Here is a 22,724-nt window from a genome sequence, read left to right as displayed (position 1 = left end):
TTTCCAGTCTGCTTAACTATCTTCGTTATGGATTTCTAAGCTAACGACATCTTCTTCTGCTTGTAACGCTTTAGAGTCGTTATTTCGTAGCTGATCGAGGTAATTCAAATAGTCTTGGTCAATATCATTGGTGACGTACTTACCATTAAATACCGAGGTCTCAAAATTATGAATTTCAGGATTACTTTGTCGACAGGCTTCAATTAAGTCATCGAGATCTTGGAAGATGAGCCCATCAGCCCCTATTAGCTGACAAATTTCATCAACTTCACGTCCATGGGCCACCAACTCATTAGCCGAAGGCATATCAATCCCATAAACGTTAGGGAAGCGGATCTCTGGTGAGGCTGATGCAAAATACACCTTATTCGCGCCAGCTTCTCGGGCCATTTCGATAATTTGCTCCGAGGTTGTACCACGCACGATCGAGTCATCAACCAACAATACGTTTTTACCTTTAAATTCCACGTCAATTGCGTTGAGCTTGCGACGTACCGATTTACGACGCTGAACTTGGCCTGGCATAATAAAAGTACGACCAATATAGCGGTTTTTTACAAAACCTTGACGATAAGGGAGATTTAAATGCATCGCAATCTGCAAGGCGGTATCACAAGAAGTTTCAGGGATTGGGATCACCACATCGATATCCAAATCGTCCCACTCTCGGCTAATTTTTTCTCCCAACTTAGTTCCCATGTTCACTCGAGCACCATAAACTGAGATTTTATCAATCGTCGAATCTGGTCGCGCAAAATAGACATATTCAAAAATACAAGGATTGTAGCTAGGGTTCTCTGCACATTGCTGAGTATAGAGTTGACCCGCTTCGGTTACATACAGCGCTTCACCAGGAGCGACACTACGGACAAACTCAAAACCCACAGCATCTAGAGCAACACTCTCAGATGCAACCATATATTCCATCTTATTTGCATCAACATCACTAACTTTTTGACCCAAGACCAAAGGGCGGATCCCATGAGGATCACGAAAAGCGACCATACCCTGACCGATAATTAAGGCCGCAACCGCATATGCACCACGGACTTTCTTGTGTACTGCACTAATGGCTCGAAAAACTTGTTTTTCACAAAGTTCGTCTTGAACGATGTTGTCTAACTCATGGGCCAACACATTTAACAATACTTCAGAATCCGAAGTCGTATTAATATGGCGACGCGCACTTTGTGCCATTTCTTCTCGTAACTCTTTGGCGTTGGTTAAATTACCATTATGCGCTAAGGCTAAGCCAAAAGGAGAGTTCACATAAAATGGCTGAGCTTCTGCAGCACTAGAACTACCCGCAGTTGGATAACGCACGTGACCAATACCCAAATTACCGCGTAAACGCTGCATATGTTTGACTTCAAACACATCTCTGACCAATCCGTTGGCTTTACGTTGCTTAAACATTCCTTCGGTAATCGTCACAATCCCCGCGGCGTCTTGACCTCGATGTTGTAACACGGTTAGTGCATCGTAAATGGCTTGGTTAACGGGACTAGCACCGACAATACCGACAATACCACACATGAAGCTTTTCCTTATTAAGATTGGTAGTTATGCAAAAAACTAGAAGAATCTTTTAAAAATTCAAAAAACCATTGAACAATCACGGTGAACTCAGGGATCAATATTGAGCCCTTCCACCAAAGTGATTCTGGAAATCCGGTAAACGACAACACAAAGAGCAAAGCGCTTACCACCAAAACACCGCGAATTGCACCAAAACAAATACCCAAGACCCTATCGGTCCCAGTTAGTCCGGTGGAAGTGACGAGATGACTGAATAAGTAATTCACTAATGCGCCAAGCACTAAGGTGGCCACGAATAGCAAAACAATGGCTAAACCACTGCGATAATAGGGGTTTTCGATAAGCGTGAAATAACTAGATAAATCATGATAAAACTGACTGGCGATAAAAAACGCAGCGACCCAAGAAACTAAGGAAAGCGCTTCCTTGATAAAGCCACGAACCAAGCTGATTAATGCTGATAATACTATTACGCCAAGAATGACGTAGTCTACCCAAGTCATAAATTTTCTACTTGTTGAAAAACGCTGCGAATTCTACCAGAAACAAAAACAAATGCGTCTATGTATTTTTTTATCTTCATTTAAATAAAGGGTCAAACTGGCGAATTGAACCACTCAAGCCCGTCAGCTCTTTCAATTTTTTTTGTTGCTGCGCCAAGGTCGGTTTCGACACGTTGGGTCCAACAAATACCCGATTCAACTCCCCTTCAACCGCTGGCTCCGGGAAAGAATGAGCCTGAAAACCTGCATCGCGTAACTTAGTCACTAAACGCAGCACGTTTTGGGCATTCTTAAAAGTACCTAGCTGAACAATATAGGCTGGTTTTTCAAATTTAACCTTAGGGACAACTTCACTAACAGAAGGTTTATCTGTGACTTGTTGTTCCCTAGATTTAGCCTCTATCTGGTCAGACGATTCGACTAAGGTTTGCTCATTCTCGAGTTCAATAAGCAACGGCGGCAAAGAGTTTACGGTCGGCGCAAAGGGGATCGCATTAAACTCTTCCTCTACCCTCGTTTTTTTCCCATCAAGAATATCAGGAATTATGATCACCCCCAAAGCTACCAAAATAATGGTGCCCACGAGGCGATTCTTAAACTGTGCAGTCAAAATAGACTCTCTGCTAAGTAGGGGCTGAAGAGAATTCTAATACCTCTGCAACCGTAAAAAAAGAACCAAATACAATTAACATTGAGTGTTCATCCAAACTGCGCCGAGCAGACTGGTAAGCTTCGGTCAGCGATGTAAAGCGCTGCTGCTTAATTGGAGGCGCTAAGCATGCTGCCAAACTCGTACCATCATCGCCTCGAGCACCTTCCAGACCACTGATATACCAGCATTCAACCAAACTTAACAAAGGTGCTACCGATGCAGCAATATCCTTATCAGAAAGCATCGCGCATAAAGCGAACACCTTACGACCCTGCGCCAATTTAGGTAACTGTGATGCTAAATAAGTGGCCGACTGGGGATTATGGGCGACATCTGCAACAATCAGAGGCTGTTGCGAAATCGTTTGTAAACGCCCCGCTAAACGCCACTCACTAATCGCCTGCTGAATAAGCAAGGGGTCGATATTTAAGCCCAGCTGTTCAAGAACTGCCAACACCGTCGCCGCATTGCTTAAAGGTAGCAATGGATAAGGTAGCTCCTGATAACAAAGTGTCTCTCCTTGATAACTCCAACTATTAGCGGACTTCACGACATGATATTCTCGACCCGCAGCCAACTGCTGGCAGTTGAGCGATTCAGAACATTGCAATACACTACTGACGATATCTTCATCACCGATCACCACCTTCCCTTTTGGGCGGAAGATCCCAGCCTTTTCTCGACCAATCTGGGCTAAATCATCACCTAGCCAATCAATATGATCCATTGCCACTGTGGTTACAACACTCACATCGGGCTCAACAATATTCGTCGCATCTAAACGCCCTCCCAATCCAACCTCTAGGATCAAATAATCGAGTTGAGACTGAGCCAATAACCACACTGCGGCCAAGGTACCAAATTCAAAATAACTTAAACTAGTATCACCTCGTAACTGCTCAATGGCAGCGAAGGAGCGACAAAATACTTCGGCCTCGGGTGAGTTGCCATTAATTCGAACCCGTTCTCGATAATCAATAATATGTGGAGAACTATAAACCCCAACTCGAAAACCCTGAGACAACAATATTTGTTCTAACAACGCACAACTGGAGCCTTTCCCATTCGTCCCCGCAACTGTGATAACCGTCGCATTGACGTGACACAAACCACCCTGTTTAGCGACTTTTTCAACTCGCTCCAAGCCCAAGTCAATGGCACTATGGTGCTGATTTTCCAAATAACAAAGCCAGTCTGCAAGAGACCGGCTTGATGGTTCAGTTGTAACTGGCATATTAATCTTTTTCGTTGGCCGGTTCGGCAAACACGGCGTCTTCATTGGCTTCGATGGTGTCGATGACCACTTCAACAGCCACCTCATTTTCTACGATCCCCATCATTTTAGAAGCCATGCTCGCGATTCGGTCCCGCATATTCCGCCGATCAATAATAATATCGATGGCTCCTTTCTCGAGCAGGAACTCACTGCGTTGGAAACCTTCGGGTAATTTTTCTCGAACAGTTTGTTCAATCACTCGAGGCCCAGCGAAGCCAATTAAGGCTTTAGGCTCAGCAATGTTAATATCACCTAACATCGCAAAACTTGCTGAGACGCCGCCCATGGTAGGGTCGGTGAGCACCGAAAAATAAGGTAAACCTTGTTCTCTCATTTTTGCTAAGGCAGCTGCAGTTTTTGCCATTTGCATCAGCGAAAACAACGCTTCTTGCATCCTAGCGCCACCGCTTGCTGAAAAGCAAATTAAAGCGCGGTTTTCCGCTAAACATTTATCTACCGCGACAACAAAGCGAGCGCCCACCACAGACCCCATAGAACCGCCCATAAATGCAAATTCAAATGCACAGGCCACGACCGGTAAACCTTTGAGTTCACCCTTGATAACCACCAAAGCATCCGTTTCATCAGTATTACGCTGTGCGGCAACTAAGCGGTCTTTATACTTTTTGCTATCTCTAAACTTTAATTTATCACGCGGCTCTAAATCAGCCCCTAATTCTTCGCGGCCATCTTTATCTAAAAATGCGTCTAGACGCTCACGCGCTCCAATCCGCATGTGATGATCACATTTAGGGCATACATTATGGTTACGTTCAACCTCTGCACGGTACAAAGTTTGCTCACATGAAGCACACTTTGTCCATACACCTTCTGGTATGTTACGTCGCTTACCAGAAGCACTTTTACTCTTAGGAAGAATTTTCTCTAACCAACTCATCGGGAACCTTACTTCTCAATAGGCGCTAAACGCCGAAAATACAGAATGCATCGAATGGCCGCAATTAAACCACAATTAGCCACAATGTTTTACTTAAAACTGGTCTAACCCTTCATCACGTTACATTTTTTTTAACTTGCTGGCAAAAACAACGGCCCCATTGCTTGTTCCGGTAAATTAAATTGCTGCGGATAATCAACCTTTACCAGGTATAGGCCCGCAGCTTTCGCGGTTGCAGCAGCTTGTGCTCGATCCTTCAGGGCCAACAATTCAGCGATCCATTCAATGGGACGTTCTTTTTGCCCGACTTTGAGTAAGCTACCCACGATATTGCGCACCATATGATGCACAAAGGCATTCGCTTTAATGTCTACGACAACATAATCGTTATACCGGGTCACCTTCAAGTGCTCCAAGCGACGACAGGGGCTACGACTTTGACATTGTAGCGCACGAAATGAAGTAAAGTCTTGCTCACCCAATAATGCTTGTCCAGCCTGCTCCATTAATTCTACATCTAAAGGATGATGGTAGAAACTCAACCCTTGGGACAACACCGCAGGGCGATAACGACTATTATAAATAACATACCGATAACGCCTAGCCGTTGCGCTAAAGCGAGCATGAAATTCATCACTCACAGGCTGGGCCCAACGTACCGCAATATTTTTAGGTAAATTGGCATTAACACCTAGGGTCCATGCAGCCATCTTTCGCTCAACAGGCGAATCAAAGTGAACCACCTGCCCCGTGGCATGCACGCCAGCATCGGTACGTCCTGCACACTGTACTCCAATACTCGTATTTGCCACGACCGATAAGCTGGCTTCCAATTCTTGTTGAATTGATTTTACTTCTCGTTGGCGCTGCCAACCAAAATAACCGGCACCATCATATTCGATGCCCAGAGCAATGCGCATAATTTTCCACTAGTAATAACTTTAGCCGCATATAATAAAAAAATGACTGAATAAAGTCACCGCTTATTCAACGTTAAGGGGGATAGCGACAATATGCTGTAAATATCGAGCCGGACGGGTCGGAACAGAATTGAACCAACAATGGTATAAAACCATTGTTGGTCTTAATGCTAACTAAAACGAGCGAGTAAGTCTTCGGCTTCCTTTTTCAGTGACTGATCATCACTGACCATGACTTCCTGTAAAATCTTTTTCGCACCATCTTGATCATCAATTTCTAAATAGGCTCTCGCCAAATCTAACTTCGAAGCAAGTTCTGCATTAATATCAACATCAGTCTTATCATCCTGCGGTAAGACGTCTGGGAAAGAGTCTAATTCCAGATCTAAACTTGGCTTATCGTAGGGATCATTATCATCACCCTCCTGCTCATCGGCATCATTTAGCAACATGTCGATATCCACAAACTCGCGTGCTTCGATTTCGCTACGGGAGGGAAGCTCACTATCCGTTGGTTCCGCATCTTGCTTAAAGATATCTTCACCAAAATCAGCAAACATCCCATCGATATCGTCATCAGCATCCATAGCCTGCTCAGGCTCAGCTGAAACCTCTGACACCGCAGCAATGTCAACGACGTTGTTCTCAAGCTCTAAGTTAGCTAAATCGACGTCTAATGGCGCTTCTGGTTGGCTTGCTTCAGCAAACTGGTTACTATCGTTCTCATCTTCGATAGTCGGATCTGCTAATTCTATATCTGCCAAGCCGACTTGATCATCATCTAAATCAAAGTCGACCAACTCAGATTCCAGCTCTGTAGCGAGCGGCGTTTCAGTTTCAGTTTCAGTTTCAGTTTCAAACTCATCTTCCGATCCAACTTCAGCTTCCGGAGACTCTTCCTGAATTTCAGGCGCTGCAGTGCTCGCCTGCTCGGTTAGCTCGTCATTAACCAAGTCTTCTGATAAATCAATATTATCGAGGTCTATTTTATCTTGATCGCTAACCTCTGAAAGTTCCGCCTCCATTGCTTGCTGCTGCTTTAACGCATCTTCAAAAGATATCTCTTCAGATTCATCGAGTGGCTCGCTTTTGGCAACATCAAATAGATCTTCATCATCGTCCAAAGCTAAAGCCGCGGCTAAATCATCGGCACTAATGATCGAATCGGCGTCCTCCTCTGGCTCTGATGTATTTAGCGGGGCATCAGTATCATCAGGCACCAAATCATCCATCTCAAAATCATCTAAAGCTGACATTTCGCTTTCATCAAGCGCTATCTCATCTTCTAAATTCTGCTGAGTGGATGCAAAATCTTCAAAACTAGCTTCCTCTGTTTCTGGCTCTAAATCATCCGAGTCTTCGTCGGCGACCAATGTTGCGTCTTCAACACTTAAATCGGGTTCTTCAGCAAAGTCACTCGCAAATTCATCTGAGGATTCATCTTCAGGATCTAGATTTTCACTAAATAACTTAGAAAATTCATCTTCTTCATCCATTAACGAAATCGTCGACTCAGCCATTTCCTTATCTTGCTCTTCCAACTCTCGTTTAGCCTTACGCCGAAGCACTAAGGTGATCACTAAAGCAATGAGCAAAATAGGGATAAAGACAACTAAGCCAATATTCAGCGGCGAGGAGAAAAACTCAGACATCCAGGAGGTTTCCGGTTGGTTCTCGAGAACATCAACTTTGGGCTTTTCTAATAATTGTAATATTTGCGTCTGATTCTTACGGTTTTCATTTAATTCTTCACGGATACCAGCCAATTCATCGCTTAACTCTTGGATGCGCATCTTCATCCGATGATTGACTTCAGCCAAACCCATCATTTGTTGGCTAGACTCATCCATTTGCTGTTTTAATACATCAAATTCTTGACGTTTCAGTTGTTCTAACTCGTCGATACGAGTTTCTAACTTGTCACGCAAGGAATCTAAATTGTGCTCTGTTTGCTCTAAAGCCGCTGCATTAACCTTTACTGACTCGGCCATTACAGGTTTTTCAACCGCTGAACTAGCTGTAGGATTGGTAACAACAGTCTTTTTGACAGGTTTCGGTTTAGGTTTTGGCGCTAATGCATTCACCGCCATTTGATGGTTAACAGACTCCACCTCTGCCGCAACAGGCAAGGTTAAGAAGCTACCATTAATAATCGAATCTATATTACCGTTATTGAAGGCTTGTGGGTTTTTTTTCAAGATCGCGTACATCATCTGATATACGCTGACTGAGCGGGAGGGCCGGTTTAGGCTGGCAATCGCCCATAAGGTATCGTTGCTGCGTACTGGGCCATAAATTTGCGGCTCAGGCTCTCCAACGACTTCGTCGGGGCCAACTAACTCGACATAAAAGGTTCCATTGTCTTCGGCAATGGCAGGTCTTAATACCATCAGTGATAAAACGGCTGACAATGCAACGAGGGAAATCTTCCGCCCCATAGTATTTCCTTGTGTTCATCCTTTAGACTGAATAACTCAATCCTTGTTATCTCTTTAATATAACCAGCTAACAAAAGCTGATCTAGCTAAACAGCTAACAGTTTACGCCTAGATCCCATTTTACTGCGCTTTTCCTCAACTAGAGTTATCGGCGCAGTGTCAATAATCTAAACCGCTTACTCAATTAAATATATTGTTTTATCAAGGTTTCGCCGATCTGCGCAGCATTCTTCACCACCCCCGCTAATGGATTATTAGCCATCAAGCAAAGATTCAAGCCACGTTCATCACTCAAATTCTGCCTTAAACGGCTAATCGAGATGGTATCGCTATTCGCAATATTGCTAACGGGGGTCACCAATTCGTTTTCTATCAATTCAAAAGCGGAGTGTTGCTCCAAGTATTCACAAATAGTCAGTCTATCTAAAGCATAAGTCGCATATAGATGCACAGACAAGCTATCACCATAAAATACTGGAACATGCATAGCACTAACATTGATACTTAATTCAGGGGCTTGCAACAGATAGCGACATTGCAAACTTAACTCAGCTTCAAACTCACTGCTCCCCTGTAGCAGCTCATTTCCTTGTTCAGGTAGCATATTAAAGGCTAATTGCTGAGGGAAAAGCTTGGCTTCTACAGGAAGACCATTTAACAAACGCGCTGTTTGTCCCGCTAACTCATCAACCCCCGCTTTGCCTTTGTTGGCCGCACTAAGCAGCGCGTTCACTTCGACCCGCTCAAGCTCGACATCTTGCTGAATGATATGCAACAACAAAGACAGCTGTCCGGCCAAACTAGAAGGACAAGACAACCAACGCTCGGTGACCCCCTCAGCAATATGTTCGGGGTTAAGGTCTGCATGAACCCAAGTCGCAGTTTCAGGTTTCGCGTCAACCATATCAATCACGATACAACCCAACTGACAGGCTTGTTCAGCCAGATCGAGAGCGGATTCCTGATTAGACATTAACCAAGCAATACTCAATTCTGACCAATTCACTAATTGCGGATCAGCCGCATCTATTGACTGCCCTTGCCACTTTAACTGGCGATCTTCTTCGACTTCAGCTTCTACATTGATGGGAAAAAGCTGCGCCAGAGGAAACTCACGTTGTTCAAGCTCACTCAACAAATGTTGGCTTAACTCACTTTCGGCGCCAATAATGGCGACATTATGAAACTGTTGCATCTATTTTTTCTCTTAACGATTAAAACCAAGTTGAGCTAACTCAGCTTGCTTCTCTTGATTAACCACCCGCAATACACTAAATTCGCGGCGCTGCGGGTAATGTTTTCTTAATTGGTCAAAGCCTTCTGGGCTTAAACCATGACTTCGAAAGCGTCGATCGTCGGCAAAAATATCGTACACCAACTGACTCAGTTTGGTCAGTTGTGCCTCACTAGATAATGCCGCAACACGGATCTCATTAAACTCGGCCAACGGCAATAGCTGGTCACTAATATCATTCACCTTTAAGCCTAAAGCTTGACACATGGCCTGATAAACCATACTAGTACCACGCATTTTTCCTTCAAGGCTATAGCCAGCAATATGTGGTGTCGCGATAAATGCATGCTTAACCAAAGGAGTCAGCACCGCTGGTTCTCCTTCCCAAACATCTAAAATAAGTAATGGTGCCAATTGCTGCTCGGCCAAAGCTAATAACGCTTGGTTATCGATGACTTCTCCACGACAAGCATTGACTAAAATTTGCCGAGGCTGCAGCTGACTTAACACCGTTTGATTAAACAAATGGTAGCTTGGATATTCGCCAGTTTTAGTCGAAGGTACGTGTAAGCTAATGATATCTGCAGCGAGCACTTGTTCAAAGCTTACCGAGTGACTTAGCTGTCCCAGGTCGGCCAGAGGTGGATCATACAACAACACTTGCATGCCAACTGCAGCTGCACATTTAGCGACTTGGCTCCCGGTATTACCTGCGCCAACAATCGCTATCGTTTGACCTTGTAAAGGCTGCTGACGAAAATCAGCCGCAGCCAGCAAAGCAGTAATAACATATTCACCAACCGCAACGGCATTACAGCCCGGCGCGCTAGCAAAGGCAATCCCTTGCTGCGCCAAATAGCATTGATCGACATGTTCGGTACCAATGGTTGCGGTGCCAACAAACTTCAGATTTTGCGCCTGCGCAAGCAATTTTCGATTTACTTGGGTTACCGAGCGCACCAGCAGCGCATCCGCATCAAGCAACTGCTCAGCCCGCATCGTCCGTCCATCGACTGGCACAACTTTGCCATGTTGACTTAATATTTGCTGGGCGAAGGGGATATTTTCATCTACAACTATTTTCATTTCGCGTTCAACTGCAATCCACGATTTTCAATAGCAGCAATATAACACAAGCGAGAGTTCGGTGAACTTTAAGCTTGCAGATACACGGCGTTATTTTTTAGTGAAAAATACCAGTTCAGAGATCTAAAAAACAAAAAAGCCGCCTGCTGGCGGCTCATTCACCTAGCACTAGGTTTTTAGTCTTGAAAGCGTTCCATCACTAAAGTGGCATTTGTGCCACCAAAACCAAAACTGTTCGACATCACACGATTTAATTTGGCCGGTTGAGCTTGATTGACCACAATATTCAGTCCTTCGGCTTGATCGTCCAAGGTATTGATGTTGATGCTCGGTGCAACAAAGTCATTTTCCATCATCAATAAAGAATATATTGCTTCATGTACACCGGCGGCCCCTAGCGCATGACCCGTCATCGCTTTAGTTGCACTAATCAGAGGGCTATTACCAGCAAACACTTCCTGAATCGCCCCTAACTCTTTTACATCACCGACAGGAGTAGAGGTACCATGAGTATTCACATAATCAATATCACCCGTCAGATTCTGCATGGCTTGACGCATACAGCGTACTGCGCCCTCGCCCGAAGGCGCAACCATGTCATAACCATCAGAAGTTGCGCCATAACCGACGATTTCAGCGTAAATTTTAGCGCCCCGAGCCAGTGCATGTTCAAGCTCTTCAACCACCACCATACCGCCACCACCTGAAATTACAAAACCATCACGGTCTGTATCATAGGTACGAGAAGCAAGTTCTGGTGTCTCATTAAACTTGGTTGATAAAGCGCCCATGGCGTCAAATTCCATAGCCAGGCTCCAATGCAACTCTTCCCCACCGCCCGCAAATACCACGTCTTGCTTACCTAATTGAATTAACTCAAGAGCATGGCCGATACAGTGTGCACTGGTTGCACAAGCACTACTAATTGAATAGTTCACACCTTTTATTTTAAAAGGTGTTGCTAAACAGGCTGAGGTGGTGCTCGACATCGTTCTCGGCACCATGTAAGGGCCGATACGACGAACACCTTTAGTCCGTAAGATATCGGCAGCTTCAGTTTGGTTTTTCGAAGACGCACCACCGGAACCCACCACTAAACCGGTGCGCTCGTTAGATACATGAGCTTCGCCTAAACCCGCATCAGCTATCGCCTGCTCCATAGACATATATGAAAACGCAGCAGCATCGCCCATAAAACGCATGACCTTACGATCAATATGCTCCGCAGGATTAACTTTTAAATCACCCCATACTTGGCTACGCAACTTCATTTCTTCAAATTCAGCTGAATGAGTAATGCCTGACTTACCAGCCTGCAATGATGCTAATACTTCTTCTTTATTGTTACCGATACTAGATATAATACCTAGCCCGGTGATAACTGCTCTTTTCATCAGATGGTCTCACGGATTGTATTTGCTGCTATGTTACCCATTTTGCAGCTTAATCTGGTCGGATGAGAGTACACGTGTACGCTTAAACTTTCTAGTAAAAATCGAGGTTAAATTTTGTCTTCGACAAATAATGAGAACAACAGCACCATTGCAACCATCCATTGGAGTCCCGAAGGCACACCAGTGGCGACCGACTACGACGATGTCTATTTCTCTATCGATAATGGATTAGCCGAAAGTCGTTATGTATTTATTGAACAAAATCAACTTACTGAACGTTGGCTTAACCACAATAAAACCAGCTATGTCATTGCCGAGACCGGGTTTGGAACTGGCCTTAATTTTCTAGCCACCTGGCAACACTACCAACAATTTTTAGTTCAGCAGCCATCAACGGCTGTCAAACGACTGCATTTTATTAGCTTTGAAAAACATCCTTTAGCAGTAAAAGATCTAAGCCAAGCCTTAGCTCAGTGGCCCGAATTAAATGAATTTGCCAGCCAGCTAGTGAAATATTATCCAGAGATTATGACACCAGGATGTCATCGCATAAATTTTAGCCACCCGGTTGCGATCACCTTAGATATTTGGGTCGGCGATGTGCATCAGCACCTTCCCGAAATACCGTGCCCCGACGAAGGTTTAGTTCATAGCTGGTTTCTCGACGGCTTCGCTCCCAGTAAAAATCCCGACATGTGGTCGCAGGATTTATTTAATGGTATGGCAAAATTGTCCGTTCCTGAAGCTAACTTCGCCACCTTCACCGCCGCAGGTTTTGTCAGACGAGGCTTAATCAGTGCAGGCTTTGAGGCAAGAAAAACCAAAGGCTATGGTCGAAAGCGAGAAATGCTAATCGGCCAATATCAGGCAGCTCAAAAGCTGCCTAGCCTAGCGCAAGGTTTATATCATCGTAAAGGCATCCAGGCAAAGGACGATGTTGCGATTATCGGAGCCGGCATTGCAGGTGCCAGCCTCGCCTATGCGCTAGTTAAGCGGGGCATCAAAGTCACCATTTACGAACAAGCGACACAAGCTGCAGCCGAAGCGTCGGGGAATCGACAAGGTGCGGTTTACCCCCTGCTCAGTCCTAATCAGCCACATGTGAGTGACTTTTTTCAACACGCCTTCAACTACCAACGGCAAATCATTGCCCAGTTAACACAACAGAACTTGAGTATCGAACATCAGTATTGTGGGCTACTGCAATTAAGCCACGATAGTAAATCAGCCAAAAAAAATCAAAATATTGTGCAAGCAGGTTATCCTAAGGAGCTGGTCGATATAGTTTCTGCCGAACTAGCGAGTGAATTGGCGGGCTTAAAATTATCCAGTGAAGCCTTATATTATCCTAAAGCTGGCTGGATCAATGCCAAGCAATGTGTTGAGGCGCTATTAATTGCGGCACAAAATAGCGGTCTACTAAATATTCAATATCAGCATCAGCTTAAAAAACTCGATATTGCAGAGCAAGGCGTTCAACTGCACTTCGAAAACGCCACTATTGAGCATGACAATCTAGTTTTTTGCAATGCGCACCAATTGTTAGCGTTAGAGCAAGGCCGTCAATTACCACTCACTCCAGTGCGTGGCCAAGTGAGCCATATTCAGAGCAGCCCGCAGCTTTCTAAACTAAAGAAAATCTTATGTTATGAGGGTTACCTCACGCCAGCCAATCATCAACAACACTGCATTGGCGCGAGCTATAAAAGAAACAACTTAGAGACCCAGCTCAATGAGCAAGAAGGCCAAGAGAACTTACAGTCGTTGCGCGATTGCCAAGCCCAAAGTTGGAATACACAACTTGAATTTGCGGACCTAAAAGGCCGAGCCGCGATACGCTGTGTAGTGCGAGACCACTTCCCGCTATTAGGACAATTACCAGATCTAGAACGGATCTATCACCCCGACTATTTACTGAACTGGCAGAAGCAAAGTCCTCCCGCCTATCCTCGCTGTTTTGTTGCCACAGGCTTTGGTTCACGTGGTATTTGTAGTGCGCCTTTTGCTGGTGAATTGTTAGCTGCTCAGCTTTGTGAAGAACCGATCCCTGTGAAGCTATCCACCTTAAATAATCTGCATCCACACCGATTTTGGAATCGACGCCTACTTAAAAATCGCCCCTTAGAATTAAGGTATCGTTAAACCTAATGATTCACCATAGGCAGTTTGACGTTGGTAGGTTCGGATTTTTTGCCGCGCATTCGCTAAAGCAGCTCGCCCTTTAGCATTGATAAGCGCTTCTAGTTGTTGGCAACCAGCAGCCGACAAGCCTTTGGTTTGTTGAACAAAACGTTCTGCACTTTGTTCAATGAGCCAAGCAATTTTTTGATGATATTGCTGGGCCGCAGCAATATAGCTTATCCATGATTGTTGAGTCGCAAAGTCAGCTTTACTTTGGCTTATCCAGCGCGGCATAATTAACTCGGCGCGTAACAATAGTTCGGGACTTAAAGACTCACAACGCGCGTTTCTACGCGCAACTTTCGGAGTCCAATTAAACAAATATTGTCCAGAAATACTATAATGATGCCCTCTTTTCAGCGGGCCTTCAGACATGAGTTGAGCGCGAAGTTGCTTTAAATCCCCCGCATTAACATCATAATATTCGATCTCGCTTTGTACCGACGCAGCATGGACTACTGGAGAAAATAATATAAAAACCAATAGGATAACTCTACCATTCCATTTCGCTCGTCTCACATTTGGTCCTCTAGATAATCGATTATCGGCACGAAATCGAGATTTAAGTCATTGGACATATTAAATACTTGAGCTTTCAGCATATCAGCTGTTTTAGTTAAGCATAAAACTTTAACGAATAATCAAATACTTCTCGACTAAACTTATCTTTAGATATAAAACCAAGGCTGTTTTTGTGAAGAACGTCAAAGCGCAGCCCCTCAATGTAAACTTTTACCGCTTCCGCCTTAGCAAACAAGGCATTTCGTCTCATACTGTAAAAAGACAAGGAGAGTTGATAATATATTATGTCGTTACCTATTTTAATCTGCGATGATTCCAATCTCGCTAGAAAACAAATGGCACGTAGTCTACCGCCAGGCTGGGATGTCGAGATCAGCTTTGCCACAAATGGACAAGAAGGCTTAGACTTAATTCGCCAAGGAAAAGGCGATGTGGTGTTTCTCGACCTAAACATGCCAATCATGGATGGCTACGAAGTACTACAGCAAGTTCAAAGCAATGATTTACCAGCACTGATCATTGTAGTCTCTGGAGATATTCAGCCAGAAGCCTACTCTCGCGTAAAACAACTCGGCGCCTTAGATTTTATAAAAAAACCGACAAACAAAGCCAAAATTGACGAAATACTATTGGCTTATGGCATCGTTGAGTCCCAGCAATTACTCGAGTTAGAGAGCGATTTAGCGGCTTTAGACCAAATGCCCGCGCCTGCAAAAGACACTTTGTCACCCAAAATCGTTGATTATCGAGACCATTATCAGGAAATAGCCAACGTTGCCATGGGTAGAGCCGCTGATTTACTCGCGCGTTTGCTCGATACATTTATTGTATTACCCATCCCCAATGTCAACATTTTGGAAACCAGTGAACTACATATGGCACTGAGCTCGGTTGAAGAAAATGAACAAATGTCAGCAGTATGCCAAGGTTTCATTGGTGCAGGTATTGCCGGAGAGGCGTTACTGCTATTTCATGATTCAAGCTTCACCGATATGTCTAAATTAATGAAATATAAAGGACAACTTGACGATAACGGTCAACTGGAAGTGCTGATGGACATCGCCAATATTCTGATTGGGGCATGTTTACAAGGCGTCTCTGATCAACTCGACCTTGGCTTTTCACAAGGACACCCCGTTGTATTAGGTCAACATTGTAATCTTAGTGAACTAATCGCAAACAATACCCATCGCTGGCAAAAAACTTTAGCTATTGAGATCAACTACACCATTGAAAAGCACAATATTCAATGTGACTTGTTACTGTTGATTACCGAAGATTCCTTGCCAACACTTAACAATAAAATCTCTTACTTATTTGATCATCATGAACCAACATCAAAATGAAATGAACGAGTTCCACTGGATGCTAGACATGATACAAACCATCGATGTCGGTTTGGTCGTACTAGACAAAGACTATAATGTTCAAATTTGGAACAATTTTATGGAGGCGCATAGTGGTCTTCGCGCCGACCAAGCCCAGCGCCAAAGCATATTTAGCTTATTTCCAGAGCTTCCCGAAGACTGGTTAAAACATAAGATCGATTCGGTATTTTTTTTAAAAAACCGCGCTTTCACAACCTGGGAGCAACGTCCTCATGTATTTCCATTTAAAAACTATCGGCCAATCACTGGTACGGTAGATTTTATGTATCAAAATATCACCATTATCCCGCTCACCTCTCTAACCGGCGTGGTAACTCATATTAGTTTAATTATTTATGATGTTACCGATAGCGCAGTCAACAGACTCGAAACCATAAAAGTAAACGAAAAACTTAAGGTGCTCAGTCGTACCGACAAGCTCACTCAACTTTACAATCGTGGCTACTGGCAAGATCGCTTGGAACAAGAATATGAGCGCTATGTCAGAACGGCTCAACCAACATCGCTGCTGATGTTTGATATTGACCATTTTAAACATATCAACGATAACTATGGCCACCCCACGGGAGACAAAATCCTCAGCTTACTTGGAGAGACATTACGCAACATTATGCGTAAAACCGATATTGCGGGGCGTTATGGCGGAGAAGAGTTTGCAATCATCCTCACCAATACTGACGCCAAACATGCTTTAGTTTTTGCTGAACGGTTACGTCTGGAAGTAGCTCAGATGAACCCGTTAGTTAAAGGTGTAGAAGTCCCCTTTACGATTAGTTTAGGCATCGCCCAACTAGACAAACAGACAGCGAGTGAGAAAGAATGGCTAAGCAATACCGACCAAGCCTTGTACCGAAGTAAAGATCAAGGCCGTAATCAAACCAGCGTCCATCAACCAGAGTAAAACAAATAAAAAAAGCAAAGCCAAGGCTTTGCTTTTTTAGCCATTCGACTCATTAAATTATCGACTTAAACCTAGTCATAGTGGACCTGAGCAAGCAAAATCAATCAGTAATGAGTTTAGTATAACGATAATCCTACCCAGACACTAAAATCGACTTGAATCCATTTTTAAGCAACCGCAGTAATGTCTTGCTGTTGTTTGTCGGCAAATTGAATCATATCACGCCACAATGCTTCTGCTTGCAGCTGCATGGTCTCATCAGTCTCACCATTAAAGTAAGCATCAAGTAAGGCCATATGCATGTGAGACTTTAAACTATGGATCATCGGACAGCGACTTAACTCTGTTTGAGTCACAGCGACTCCCAAGTGATCGTTCAAATACTGCACCACATTTTTTGGCGGCGCATTAAGATTATTTTCGTAACTATTCAGGAACAACTGAAGTAGGGAGACATAATTTTTGAGCATCGGTAACCTCATTTTCAGGGTTCGATACTCGATACATAATATAATCGCGGTAACCAGTAATTACCTTGATGCTTCCAGATAAATATTTATCTAGTTCTGTATCGCCAGTATCAACTATCAACGGGCGTCCATGCAAAGATTTAAGTTTAGTTTTAGTCGCTACCACAACAATATTTTCTCGGCCAATCAATCGCAACACCCGAGGGCTGAGTTGCTGATTGCCTCGACCAAACAAATGACCTTGGCCACCAATAATTGTTAGTAATAACTGCGTTTTTACGGAGGCTATTCTATTTATCAACTCCGCTTCGGTCAAATCCTGTTGAAGGATTTGACGATCTTTAACCAAATCTACTCCCAGAAGCGTATTAGCTAGTGATAACTCCTGCATTATTGCGGCAACAGTCGACCCCGATCCTGCAATAAACTGCTGGTCGTCCATTAATTCGATAACTTCTGCGGCAATATCTTGTAACACAAGGTCTTCGACTTCCATGCCGCCCTGTTTAGTCGCTTGTACATAATGAAGCTCATCAGGCACTCGCATTTCACCAAAACACTTAGCTCGCACCCGCCCCTGACGAAAAGCCTGTTCATCGATATCCATCACCTCAGCAACTTTCAAACTCAAGATCTCACCACGTAGCAACTTTGCAATCACCATCCCGGTCGCCTTTGGCGTGACCCCATATACGGCAGAGTGGATCTTACATCCGGCAGGAATACCCAAACAGTTTTGTTGCGATCCAACAACACTAAGCACATCGCGGGCGGTGCCATCTCCACCAACAAAAACCAGTAGATCCAGTCGTTGTTCGCTGAGCAGGGCAGCAGCCTCCTTGGTATCCACAGCGCTGCTTGGCGAATGGGCTTGATAGAGTACGCGATGATTAAAATCCAATTGCTGACATACTTGTTCGCCCATTTCACCCGATGCGGTCAAGACACAAAAACGCTCCGCCAAAGGTACTAAACATTGCAAAGCCTGAACCGCACGCTGCATCGCTTTCTTTTCTGCTCCCATCGCTAAAGCGCGCTCAACCACTTCGTCGGATCCCTTCAAAGCAACACTACCACCGATGCCAGCCACCGGATTAATCAACAAACCAATTTTAATCATGAGTCCCTCAGAGTTACCCGCTTAATGATGCTCGTAGCTTTGCTAAAGCCTCAATAAACTGTTGAGCACGAGATGGAAAACCTTGTTTTTGAAAATCTAAAAACTGCTGCTGTACCGCTTGGCTAAAAGCTTGCCGATCGCTTTGATAACCCGATAAGTTGTCTACACTCACTTGAAAAGTACGACCCGCCACTTTAGAAAATGCACATTCGATAGCTTGTGGTTTTACCTCAACTCGTTCAAACTTTTGCTGCAACGATTGATCACGACCATCAGGATGATACCAGTAACCATAATCTTCCAGTTGACGTCGAGCATTACCAGCAATACACCAGTGAGCAATTTCGTGTAAGGCACTGGCGTAAAAGCCATGCGCAAATACCACCCGATGTTGACTAAAGCGTTGATCGGCGGGTAAGTAAATTGGTTCTTCGTCGCCTTCGACCAAAATCGTATTAAAAGACACAAAAGTTTGATTAAACAAACCAATCAACTGTTCGACATCATCAAGAATCATCACTGAGCCTCTCAGTTTAGGCAAAATAAAGCCCCTAAGTCGATAACTTAAGGGCTCTATATCGCGTCAAAATTTAACTTAGCGCAAAATGGGCGTTTCGGTGTTTACCGTGCCATTTTGCCCTCTTTGACGCAAGCAATGATCCATTAATACAATCGCTAACATCGCTTCGGCAATTGGCACTGCACGGATCCCCACACAAGGATCATGACGCCCCTTGGTGACAACTTCGATCGGCTGACCATATTTATCAATAGTTTTACCCGGAACGGTAATGCTGGAGGTTGGTTTTAACGCAATATGGGCGATCACATCTTGACCCGAGGATATCCCCCCCAGAATTCCGCCAGCATGATTCGAACTGAAGCCCTCGGGAGTCATTTCATCTCGATGTTCGCTGCCTCTTTGATTGACGACGGCAAAACCATCACCAATTTCTACCGCTTTAACCGCATTAATGCCCATTAATGCATGCGCAATATCGGCATCCAATCGATCAAACACGGGTTCACCAAGTCCTACAGGTACTTGCGTAGCCACCACACTTAAACGGGCGCCAATAGAATTACCTTCTTTTTTAAGGTCTCGCATAAACTCATCTAATTGATCGAGCTTACTCACATCGGGAAAGAAAAATGGATTTTGCTCGATTTGTTCAAAATCAATAATTTCGGCTTTAATTGGACCCAATTCGCTCAAGTAAGCATGGATTTCCACGCCAAACTGTTGCTTAAGATATTGTTTCGCAATCACCCCAGCAGCAACCCGCATTGCAGTTTCTCGTGCCGAAGAACGACCACCACCCCGATAATCACGAGTACCATATTTTTGATGGTAGGTATAATCGGCATGCCCCGGTCGAAACATATCTTTAATGTTCGAATAATCTTTCGAACGCTGATCGGTATTTTCAATCATTAAACCAATTGAAGTACCAGTAGTTTTGCCTTCAAAAACACCTGCTAATATCTTTACTTGATCCGCTTCACGACGTTGGGTGGTGTAACGAGAGGTACCTGGTTTACGACGATCCAGATCTTGCTGAATAATCGCTTCACTGATTTCTAAGCCTGGAGGACAACCGTCAATAATACAGCCCAATGCTGCGCCATGACTTTCACCAAAAGTCGTCACCCTAAAAAGTTGGCCGATGCTATTTCCTGCCATTCACTCTATCCTTACTGTTTAAATAGCGAGCCGCAGTCTAACAATTGCTCACGACTAATAATGAAAACCCCATGCCCGCCATTACTAAATTCGATCCAAGTAAAAGGAACTTCTGGGAATTGCTGCTGCATATGAACTTGGCTATTACCGATCTCAACAATCAATAAGCCGTTCGGGTTTAAATGTGCTGCTGCTTCAGCCAAGATTTGTTTGGTTAATTGTAAACCATCAAACCCAGAAGCTAAGCCTAACTCGGGCTCATGTTTAAACTCTTCAGGCAAATTGCCCATATCTTCGGCGTCAACATAAGGCGGGTTACTCACAATCAAATCATAAGTTAAGCCTTGTAGTGCCTTAAAACCATCCGACAAGATTGGCGTAACTTGCTGCTCTAATCCATGGTTTTGAATATTAATTTCTGCGACTGCAAGCGCATCTTCAGATATATCCACTGCATCGACTTCAGCCTCTGCAAAGGCATAAGCACAACCAATCGCAATACAGCCACTCCCCGTACACAAGTCCAAAATTCGCTGCGGAGACTCAATTAACCAAGGAGAAAATTGAGTCTCAATCAATTCAGCGAAGGGCGAGCGAGGCACTAATACCCGCTCATCCACATAAAACTCGAGTCCAGCAAACCATGCTTTGTTGGTTAAATAAGCAACGGGTAAACGCTCTTGAACTCGCTTCACCACTAATTCCACCAGCAGGCCACGTTCTTGACGAGTCAATCGAGCATGTCGCACTTCGGGATCAACATCTAAGGGTAAGTGAAGGCTTGGTAACACCAATTGCACAGCTTCATCCCACGCATTATCTGTTCCATGACCATAGAAAACGCCTGAAGCATTAAATCGACTCACCGCCCAGCGGATCATATCTTGAATAGTGTGTAAGTCATCGATTGCTTCTTCGATAAATATCTTTTCCAATTTGGCCTCCAGATTAAGTACAATCACCCATAAATGGCTTCAGGCACAACTGATATTAATAAATGAAAAAACCAACTGACGAAGATTTTTTAGCCTTCAAGGAAGCCCTCAAAGGGGTTCGCCAGATAAAACAAGATAAAATAAGTCTTGAGCCCACACGAATCAAGCAAAAAAGCCAACAAAGGGAAAAACAGCAACGCGCTCTGTTAAATAATGCGCAATTCTTCTTTTCTGATGAATACCATCCGCTACTGCCCGACGAAGGACCAATGCGCTGGCAAAGTACAGATTGTGATCCCTATGAGCTAAAAAAATTACGCCGGGGCGATTACGAACCTGAAATTTTGTTAGATTTACACGGACTCACACAGCGTCAGGCCAAACAAGAAATCGCCGCTCTGCTGGTGGAATGCCAACAACAACATTACCATGTTGCCTCGGTAATGCATGGTCATGGACAACAGATACTGAAAACCAAGGTGCCTCAGTGGCTTGCTCAGCATCCTGCGGTATTAGCCTTTCATCAAGCGCCGAAAGACCACGGCGGCTCCAGTGCCTTACTCATATTGGTTCAGTCCGGATATGAAAAAACCACTCTTTAGAGTGGTTTTTTCATCAAATACAGATCGGCTTTAAGCCGCTTTTTTTCTGAAGTCATCAATTTGTTGATTGACTTCAGCCACGGTTTGCCGATGCTTGCCTGTTTTATAATTCGGTAGTGTGGCTAACTTGCCATTTTGAAATTGATAAGCTCCGCGTCCTCGGATATACAAGCGTCCTTTAAAAAATGCTTTAACATAACGAGCTATTTTAACTGGCGAATAACGTGAAAATATTTTCATTTGAGGCGTCCACTACTTGTTTCAACACAATCATGATACAAGTAGAGTTTAGCTTGTTCTAAGACTTTCGCAGCTTAATTAATGGTTCCGCGAGCCAGATCCCAAAAGTACAAAAAACTAGGAACCTTTGTGATTTTAAACAATAAACTGGTCAAACAACACTGACGGAGTATATAAAACCGAATATCACAAGCTAATTGGATGTTGTAAGGAAACTAAATCATGACTATCCGTAAGGCTCAATTCAGCCACGGCCGCGGTACTAAACAAAGGTGCACCAGCTTCCGCAGCCAGCCCCCCCACCAGATAACCCACCAAGGGTAAATGTGATACGACAAGCACGGTTGCTGTCGGTTGTTCAATCCCGAGCTCATGAATTAAACCAATCACTGCCGCTTCATCTCCTGAAGGCGTCAACTCTTCCATTTCAATTAATCTAGATGGCTCAGGTAAGTATTCAGCCAAACACTGCCATGTTTGTTGCGCACGCAAATAAGGACTGAGCAAGACATAGTCAAGCTTGGTCAGTTTAGGTGCTAGGTACGCCGCCATTTTGCCAACTTCTTGTAAGCCTGCTTGATTAAGCGCCCGTTCGCTGTCCGTGTTAGCAAACATCTCTGCTTCACCATGGCGCATAATAAAAACTTGCATAGAATGATTCTTCTTTTTAATAAGGGTGAATAAACGCGTATATTTGATTCTTCGGCTGCTAATTTAATTGAAATGCCACAAAACATCCAT

Annotated in this window: 22 protein-coding genes; 4 read left to right on the top strand and 18 right to left on the bottom strand. The window is 44.1% G+C overall.

Features of this window, described 5'->3' with window-relative positions; all coding sequences use genetic code 11:
- Window positions 1-12: 12 nt before the first annotated feature.
- The 10 genes from purF to fabB all read right to left on the bottom strand — a co-directional run bounded on the left by purF (window position 13) and on the right by fabB (window position 11,940).
- Window positions 13-1,536, bottom strand: coding sequence for an amidophosphoribosyltransferase (gene purF, locus ACRRS0_RS09440; protein WP_432453457.1), 1,524 nt, complete (start codon window positions 1,534-1,536; stop codon window positions 13-15).
- A 14-nt stretch (window positions 1,537-1,550) separates the two neighbouring features.
- Window positions 1,551-2,042, bottom strand: coding sequence for a CvpA family protein (locus tag ACRRS0_RS09435; protein WP_432453458.1), 492 nt, complete (start codon window positions 2,040-2,042; stop codon window positions 1,551-1,553).
- 76 nt (window positions 2,043-2,118) lie between these two features.
- Window positions 2,119-2,652, bottom strand: a complete 534-nt coding sequence (locus ACRRS0_RS09430) for an SPOR domain-containing protein (protein ID WP_432453459.1) — start codon at window positions 2,650-2,652, stop codon at window positions 2,119-2,121.
- Between the two features lie 13 nt (window positions 2,653-2,665).
- Window positions 2,666-3,928, bottom strand: a complete 1,263-nt coding sequence (gene folC, locus ACRRS0_RS09425) for a bifunctional tetrahydrofolate synthase/dihydrofolate synthase (protein WP_432453460.1) — start codon at window positions 3,926-3,928, stop codon at window positions 2,666-2,668.
- 1 nt (window position 3,929) lies between these two features.
- Window positions 3,930-4,868, bottom strand: a complete 939-nt coding sequence (accD, locus tag ACRRS0_RS09420) for an acetyl-CoA carboxylase, carboxyltransferase subunit beta (protein WP_432453461.1) — start codon at window positions 4,866-4,868, stop codon at window positions 3,930-3,932.
- A gap of 131 nt (window positions 4,869-4,999) precedes the next feature.
- Window positions 5,000-5,788, bottom strand: coding sequence for a tRNA pseudouridine(38-40) synthase TruA (gene truA, locus ACRRS0_RS09415; RefSeq protein ID WP_432453462.1), 789 nt, complete (start codon window positions 5,786-5,788; stop codon window positions 5,000-5,002).
- Between the two features lie 170 nt (window positions 5,789-5,958).
- Window positions 5,959-8,226: a FimV/HubP family polar landmark protein gene (locus ACRRS0_RS09410; protein WP_432453463.1), complete on the bottom strand. Its 2,268-nt coding sequence runs from the start codon at window positions 8,224-8,226 to the stop codon at window positions 5,959-5,961.
- A gap of 184 nt (window positions 8,227-8,410) precedes the next feature.
- Window positions 8,411-9,421, bottom strand: coding sequence for an Asd/ArgC dimerization domain-containing protein (locus tag ACRRS0_RS09405; RefSeq protein ID WP_432453464.1), 1,011 nt, complete (start codon window positions 9,419-9,421; stop codon window positions 8,411-8,413).
- Window positions 9,422-9,433: 12 nt separating this feature from the next.
- The gene (locus ACRRS0_RS09400) at window positions 9,434-10,546 is read right to left on the bottom strand and encodes a 4-phosphoerythronate dehydrogenase (protein ID WP_432453465.1); all 1,113 of its coding nucleotides are present in this window, start codon (window positions 10,544-10,546) and stop codon (window positions 9,434-9,436) included.
- 176 nt (window positions 10,547-10,722) lie between these two features.
- A complete protein-coding gene (gene fabB / locus ACRRS0_RS09395) occupies window positions 10,723-11,940 on the bottom strand; it encodes a beta-ketoacyl-ACP synthase I (protein WP_432453466.1) in 1,218 nt (405 codons plus the stop codon).
- A gap of 114 nt (window positions 11,941-12,054) precedes the next feature.
- Here fabB and mnmC point away from each other — a divergent pair, with 114 nt between their 5' ends.
- Window positions 12,055-14,082, top strand: coding sequence for a bifunctional tRNA (5-methylaminomethyl-2-thiouridine)(34)-methyltransferase MnmD/FAD-dependent 5-carboxymethylaminomethyl-2-thiouridine(34) oxidoreductase MnmC (gene mnmC / locus ACRRS0_RS09390; protein ID WP_432453467.1), 2,028 nt, complete (start codon window positions 12,055-12,057; stop codon window positions 14,080-14,082).
- Here mnmC and ACRRS0_RS09385 read toward each other — a convergent pair.
- A complete protein-coding gene (locus ACRRS0_RS09385; RefSeq protein ID WP_432453468.1) occupies window positions 14,068-14,640 on the bottom strand; it encodes a DUF922 domain-containing protein in 573 nt (190 codons plus the stop codon). The two genes, mnmC and ACRRS0_RS09385, sit on opposite strands and share 15 nt — an antisense overlap.
- Before the next feature lie 287 nt (window positions 14,641-14,927).
- Here ACRRS0_RS09385 and ACRRS0_RS09380 point away from each other — a divergent pair, with 287 nt between their 5' ends.
- Entirely contained in the window at window positions 14,928-15,989 is a 1,062-nt protein-coding gene (locus ACRRS0_RS09380; RefSeq protein ID WP_432453469.1) for a response regulator, read from the top strand.
- Complete coding sequence (locus ACRRS0_RS09375; RefSeq protein ID WP_432453470.1) at window positions 15,970-16,932, top strand: diguanylate cyclase; 963 nt, start codon at window positions 15,970-15,972, stop codon at window positions 16,930-16,932. Before ACRRS0_RS09380 ends, ACRRS0_RS09375 begins: the two co-directional genes overlap by 20 nt.
- 167 nt (window positions 16,933-17,099) lie before the next feature.
- Here ACRRS0_RS09375 and ACRRS0_RS09370 read toward each other — a convergent pair whose 3' ends face one another.
- From ACRRS0_RS09370 to prmB, 5 genes are all read right to left on the bottom strand, one after another.
- Window positions 17,100-17,288, bottom strand: a complete 189-nt coding sequence (locus ACRRS0_RS09370; protein WP_432459192.1) for a hypothetical protein — start codon at window positions 17,286-17,288, stop codon at window positions 17,100-17,102.
- 70 nt (window positions 17,289-17,358) lie between these two features.
- Window positions 17,359-18,522 (bottom strand): ATP-NAD kinase family protein, encoded by a 1,164-nt coding sequence (locus tag ACRRS0_RS09365; RefSeq protein WP_432453471.1) that lies wholly within the window; start codon window positions 18,520-18,522, stop codon window positions 17,359-17,361.
- Between the two features lie 13 nt (window positions 18,523-18,535).
- The gene (locus tag ACRRS0_RS09360) at window positions 18,536-19,063 is read right to left on the bottom strand and encodes an elongation factor P hydroxylase (RefSeq protein WP_432453472.1); all 528 of its coding nucleotides are present in this window, start codon (window positions 19,061-19,063) and stop codon (window positions 18,536-18,538) included.
- 54 nt (window positions 19,064-19,117) lie between these two features.
- On the bottom strand, window positions 19,118-20,206 hold the full coding sequence (aroC, locus tag ACRRS0_RS09355; protein WP_432453473.1) for a chorismate synthase: 1,089 nt from the start codon (window positions 20,204-20,206) through the stop codon (window positions 19,118-19,120).
- An 11-nt stretch (window positions 20,207-20,217) separates the two neighbouring features.
- On the bottom strand, window positions 20,218-21,141 hold the full coding sequence (gene prmB / locus ACRRS0_RS09350) for a 50S ribosomal protein L3 N(5)-glutamine methyltransferase (protein ID WP_432453474.1): 924 nt from the start codon (window positions 21,139-21,141) through the stop codon (window positions 20,218-20,220).
- 62 nt (window positions 21,142-21,203) lie between these two features.
- On the opposite strand from prmB, the gene smrB reads away from it, so the two are divergent.
- Window positions 21,204-21,743, top strand: a complete 540-nt coding sequence (gene smrB, locus ACRRS0_RS09345; protein ID WP_432453475.1) for an endonuclease SmrB — start codon at window positions 21,204-21,206, stop codon at window positions 21,741-21,743.
- A 30-nt stretch (window positions 21,744-21,773) separates the two neighbouring features.
- Here the strand turns inward: smrB and ACRRS0_RS09340 are convergent, their stop codons facing one another.
- Window positions 21,774-21,983 (bottom strand): DUF1107 family protein, encoded by a 210-nt coding sequence (locus ACRRS0_RS09340; RefSeq protein WP_432453476.1) that lies wholly within the window; start codon window positions 21,981-21,983, stop codon window positions 21,774-21,776.
- Between the two features lie 186 nt (window positions 21,984-22,169).
- On the bottom strand, window positions 22,170-22,634 hold the full coding sequence (gene sixA, locus ACRRS0_RS09335) for a phosphohistidine phosphatase SixA (protein WP_432453477.1): 465 nt from the start codon (window positions 22,632-22,634) through the stop codon (window positions 22,170-22,172).
- Between the last annotated feature and the right edge of the window lie 90 nt (window positions 22,635-22,724).

Source organism: Agarivorans sp. QJM3NY_29, from assembly GCF_050870835.2.
Classification (GTDB): Bacteria; Pseudomonadota; Gammaproteobacteria; order Enterobacterales; family Celerinatantimonadaceae; genus Agarivorans.
Note: the sequence above shows the minus strand (reverse complement) of the source record. Positions and strands in the feature narration are given on the sequence as shown.

Coding starts and splice junctions, on each gene's coding strand:
- ACRRS0_RS09340 (WP_432453476.1), bottom strand. CDS start 21,983: ATGAAAATATTTTCACGTTATTCGCCAGTTAAAATAGCTCGTTATGTT.
- ACRRS0_RS09375 (WP_432453470.1), top strand. CDS start 15,970: ATGAACCAACATCAAAATGAAATGAACGAGTTCCACTGGATGCTAGAC.
- sixA (WP_432453477.1), bottom strand. CDS start 22,634: ATGCAAGTTTTTATTATGCGCCATGGTGAAGCAGAGATGTTTGCTAAC.
- ACRRS0_RS09380 (WP_432453469.1), top strand. CDS start 14,928: ATGTCGTTACCTATTTTAATCTGCGATGATTCCAATCTCGCTAGAAAA.
- smrB (WP_432453475.1), top strand. CDS start 21,204: ATGAAAAAACCAACTGACGAAGATTTTTTAGCCTTCAAGGAAGCCCTC.
- fabB (WP_432453466.1), bottom strand. CDS start 11,940: ATGAAAAGAGCAGTTATCACCGGGCTAGGTATTATATCTAGTATCGGT.
- accD (WP_432453461.1), bottom strand. CDS start 4,868: ATGAGTTGGTTAGAGAAAATTCTTCCTAAGAGTAAAAGTGCTTCTGGT.
- aroC (WP_432453473.1), bottom strand. CDS start 20,206: ATGGCAGGAAATAGCATCGGCCAACTTTTTAGGGTGACGACTTTTGGT.
- truA (WP_432453462.1), bottom strand. CDS start 5,788: ATGCGCATTGCTCTGGGCATCGAATATGATGGTGCCGGTTATTTTGGT.
- ACRRS0_RS09365 (WP_432453471.1), bottom strand. CDS start 18,522: ATGATTAAAATTGGTTTGTTGATTAATCCGGTGGCTGGCATCGGTGGT.
- ACRRS0_RS09400 (WP_432453465.1), bottom strand. CDS start 10,546: ATGAAAATAGTTGTAGATGAAAATATCCCCTTCGCCCAGCAAATATTA.
- purF (WP_432453457.1), bottom strand. CDS start 1,536: ATGTGTGGTATTGTCGGTATTGTCGGTGCTAGTCCCGTTAACCAAGCC.
- ACRRS0_RS09435 (WP_432453458.1), bottom strand. CDS start 2,042: ATGACTTGGGTAGACTACGTCATTCTTGGCGTAATAGTATTATCAGCA.
- ACRRS0_RS09405 (WP_432453464.1), bottom strand. CDS start 9,421: ATGCAACAGTTTCATAATGTCGCCATTATTGGCGCCGAAAGTGAGTTA.
- ACRRS0_RS09410 (WP_432453463.1), bottom strand. CDS start 8,226: ATGGGGCGGAAGATTTCCCTCGTTGCATTGTCAGCCGTTTTATCACTG.
- folC (WP_432453460.1), bottom strand. CDS start 3,928: ATGCCAGTTACAACTGAACCATCAAGCCGGTCTCTTGCAGACTGGCTT.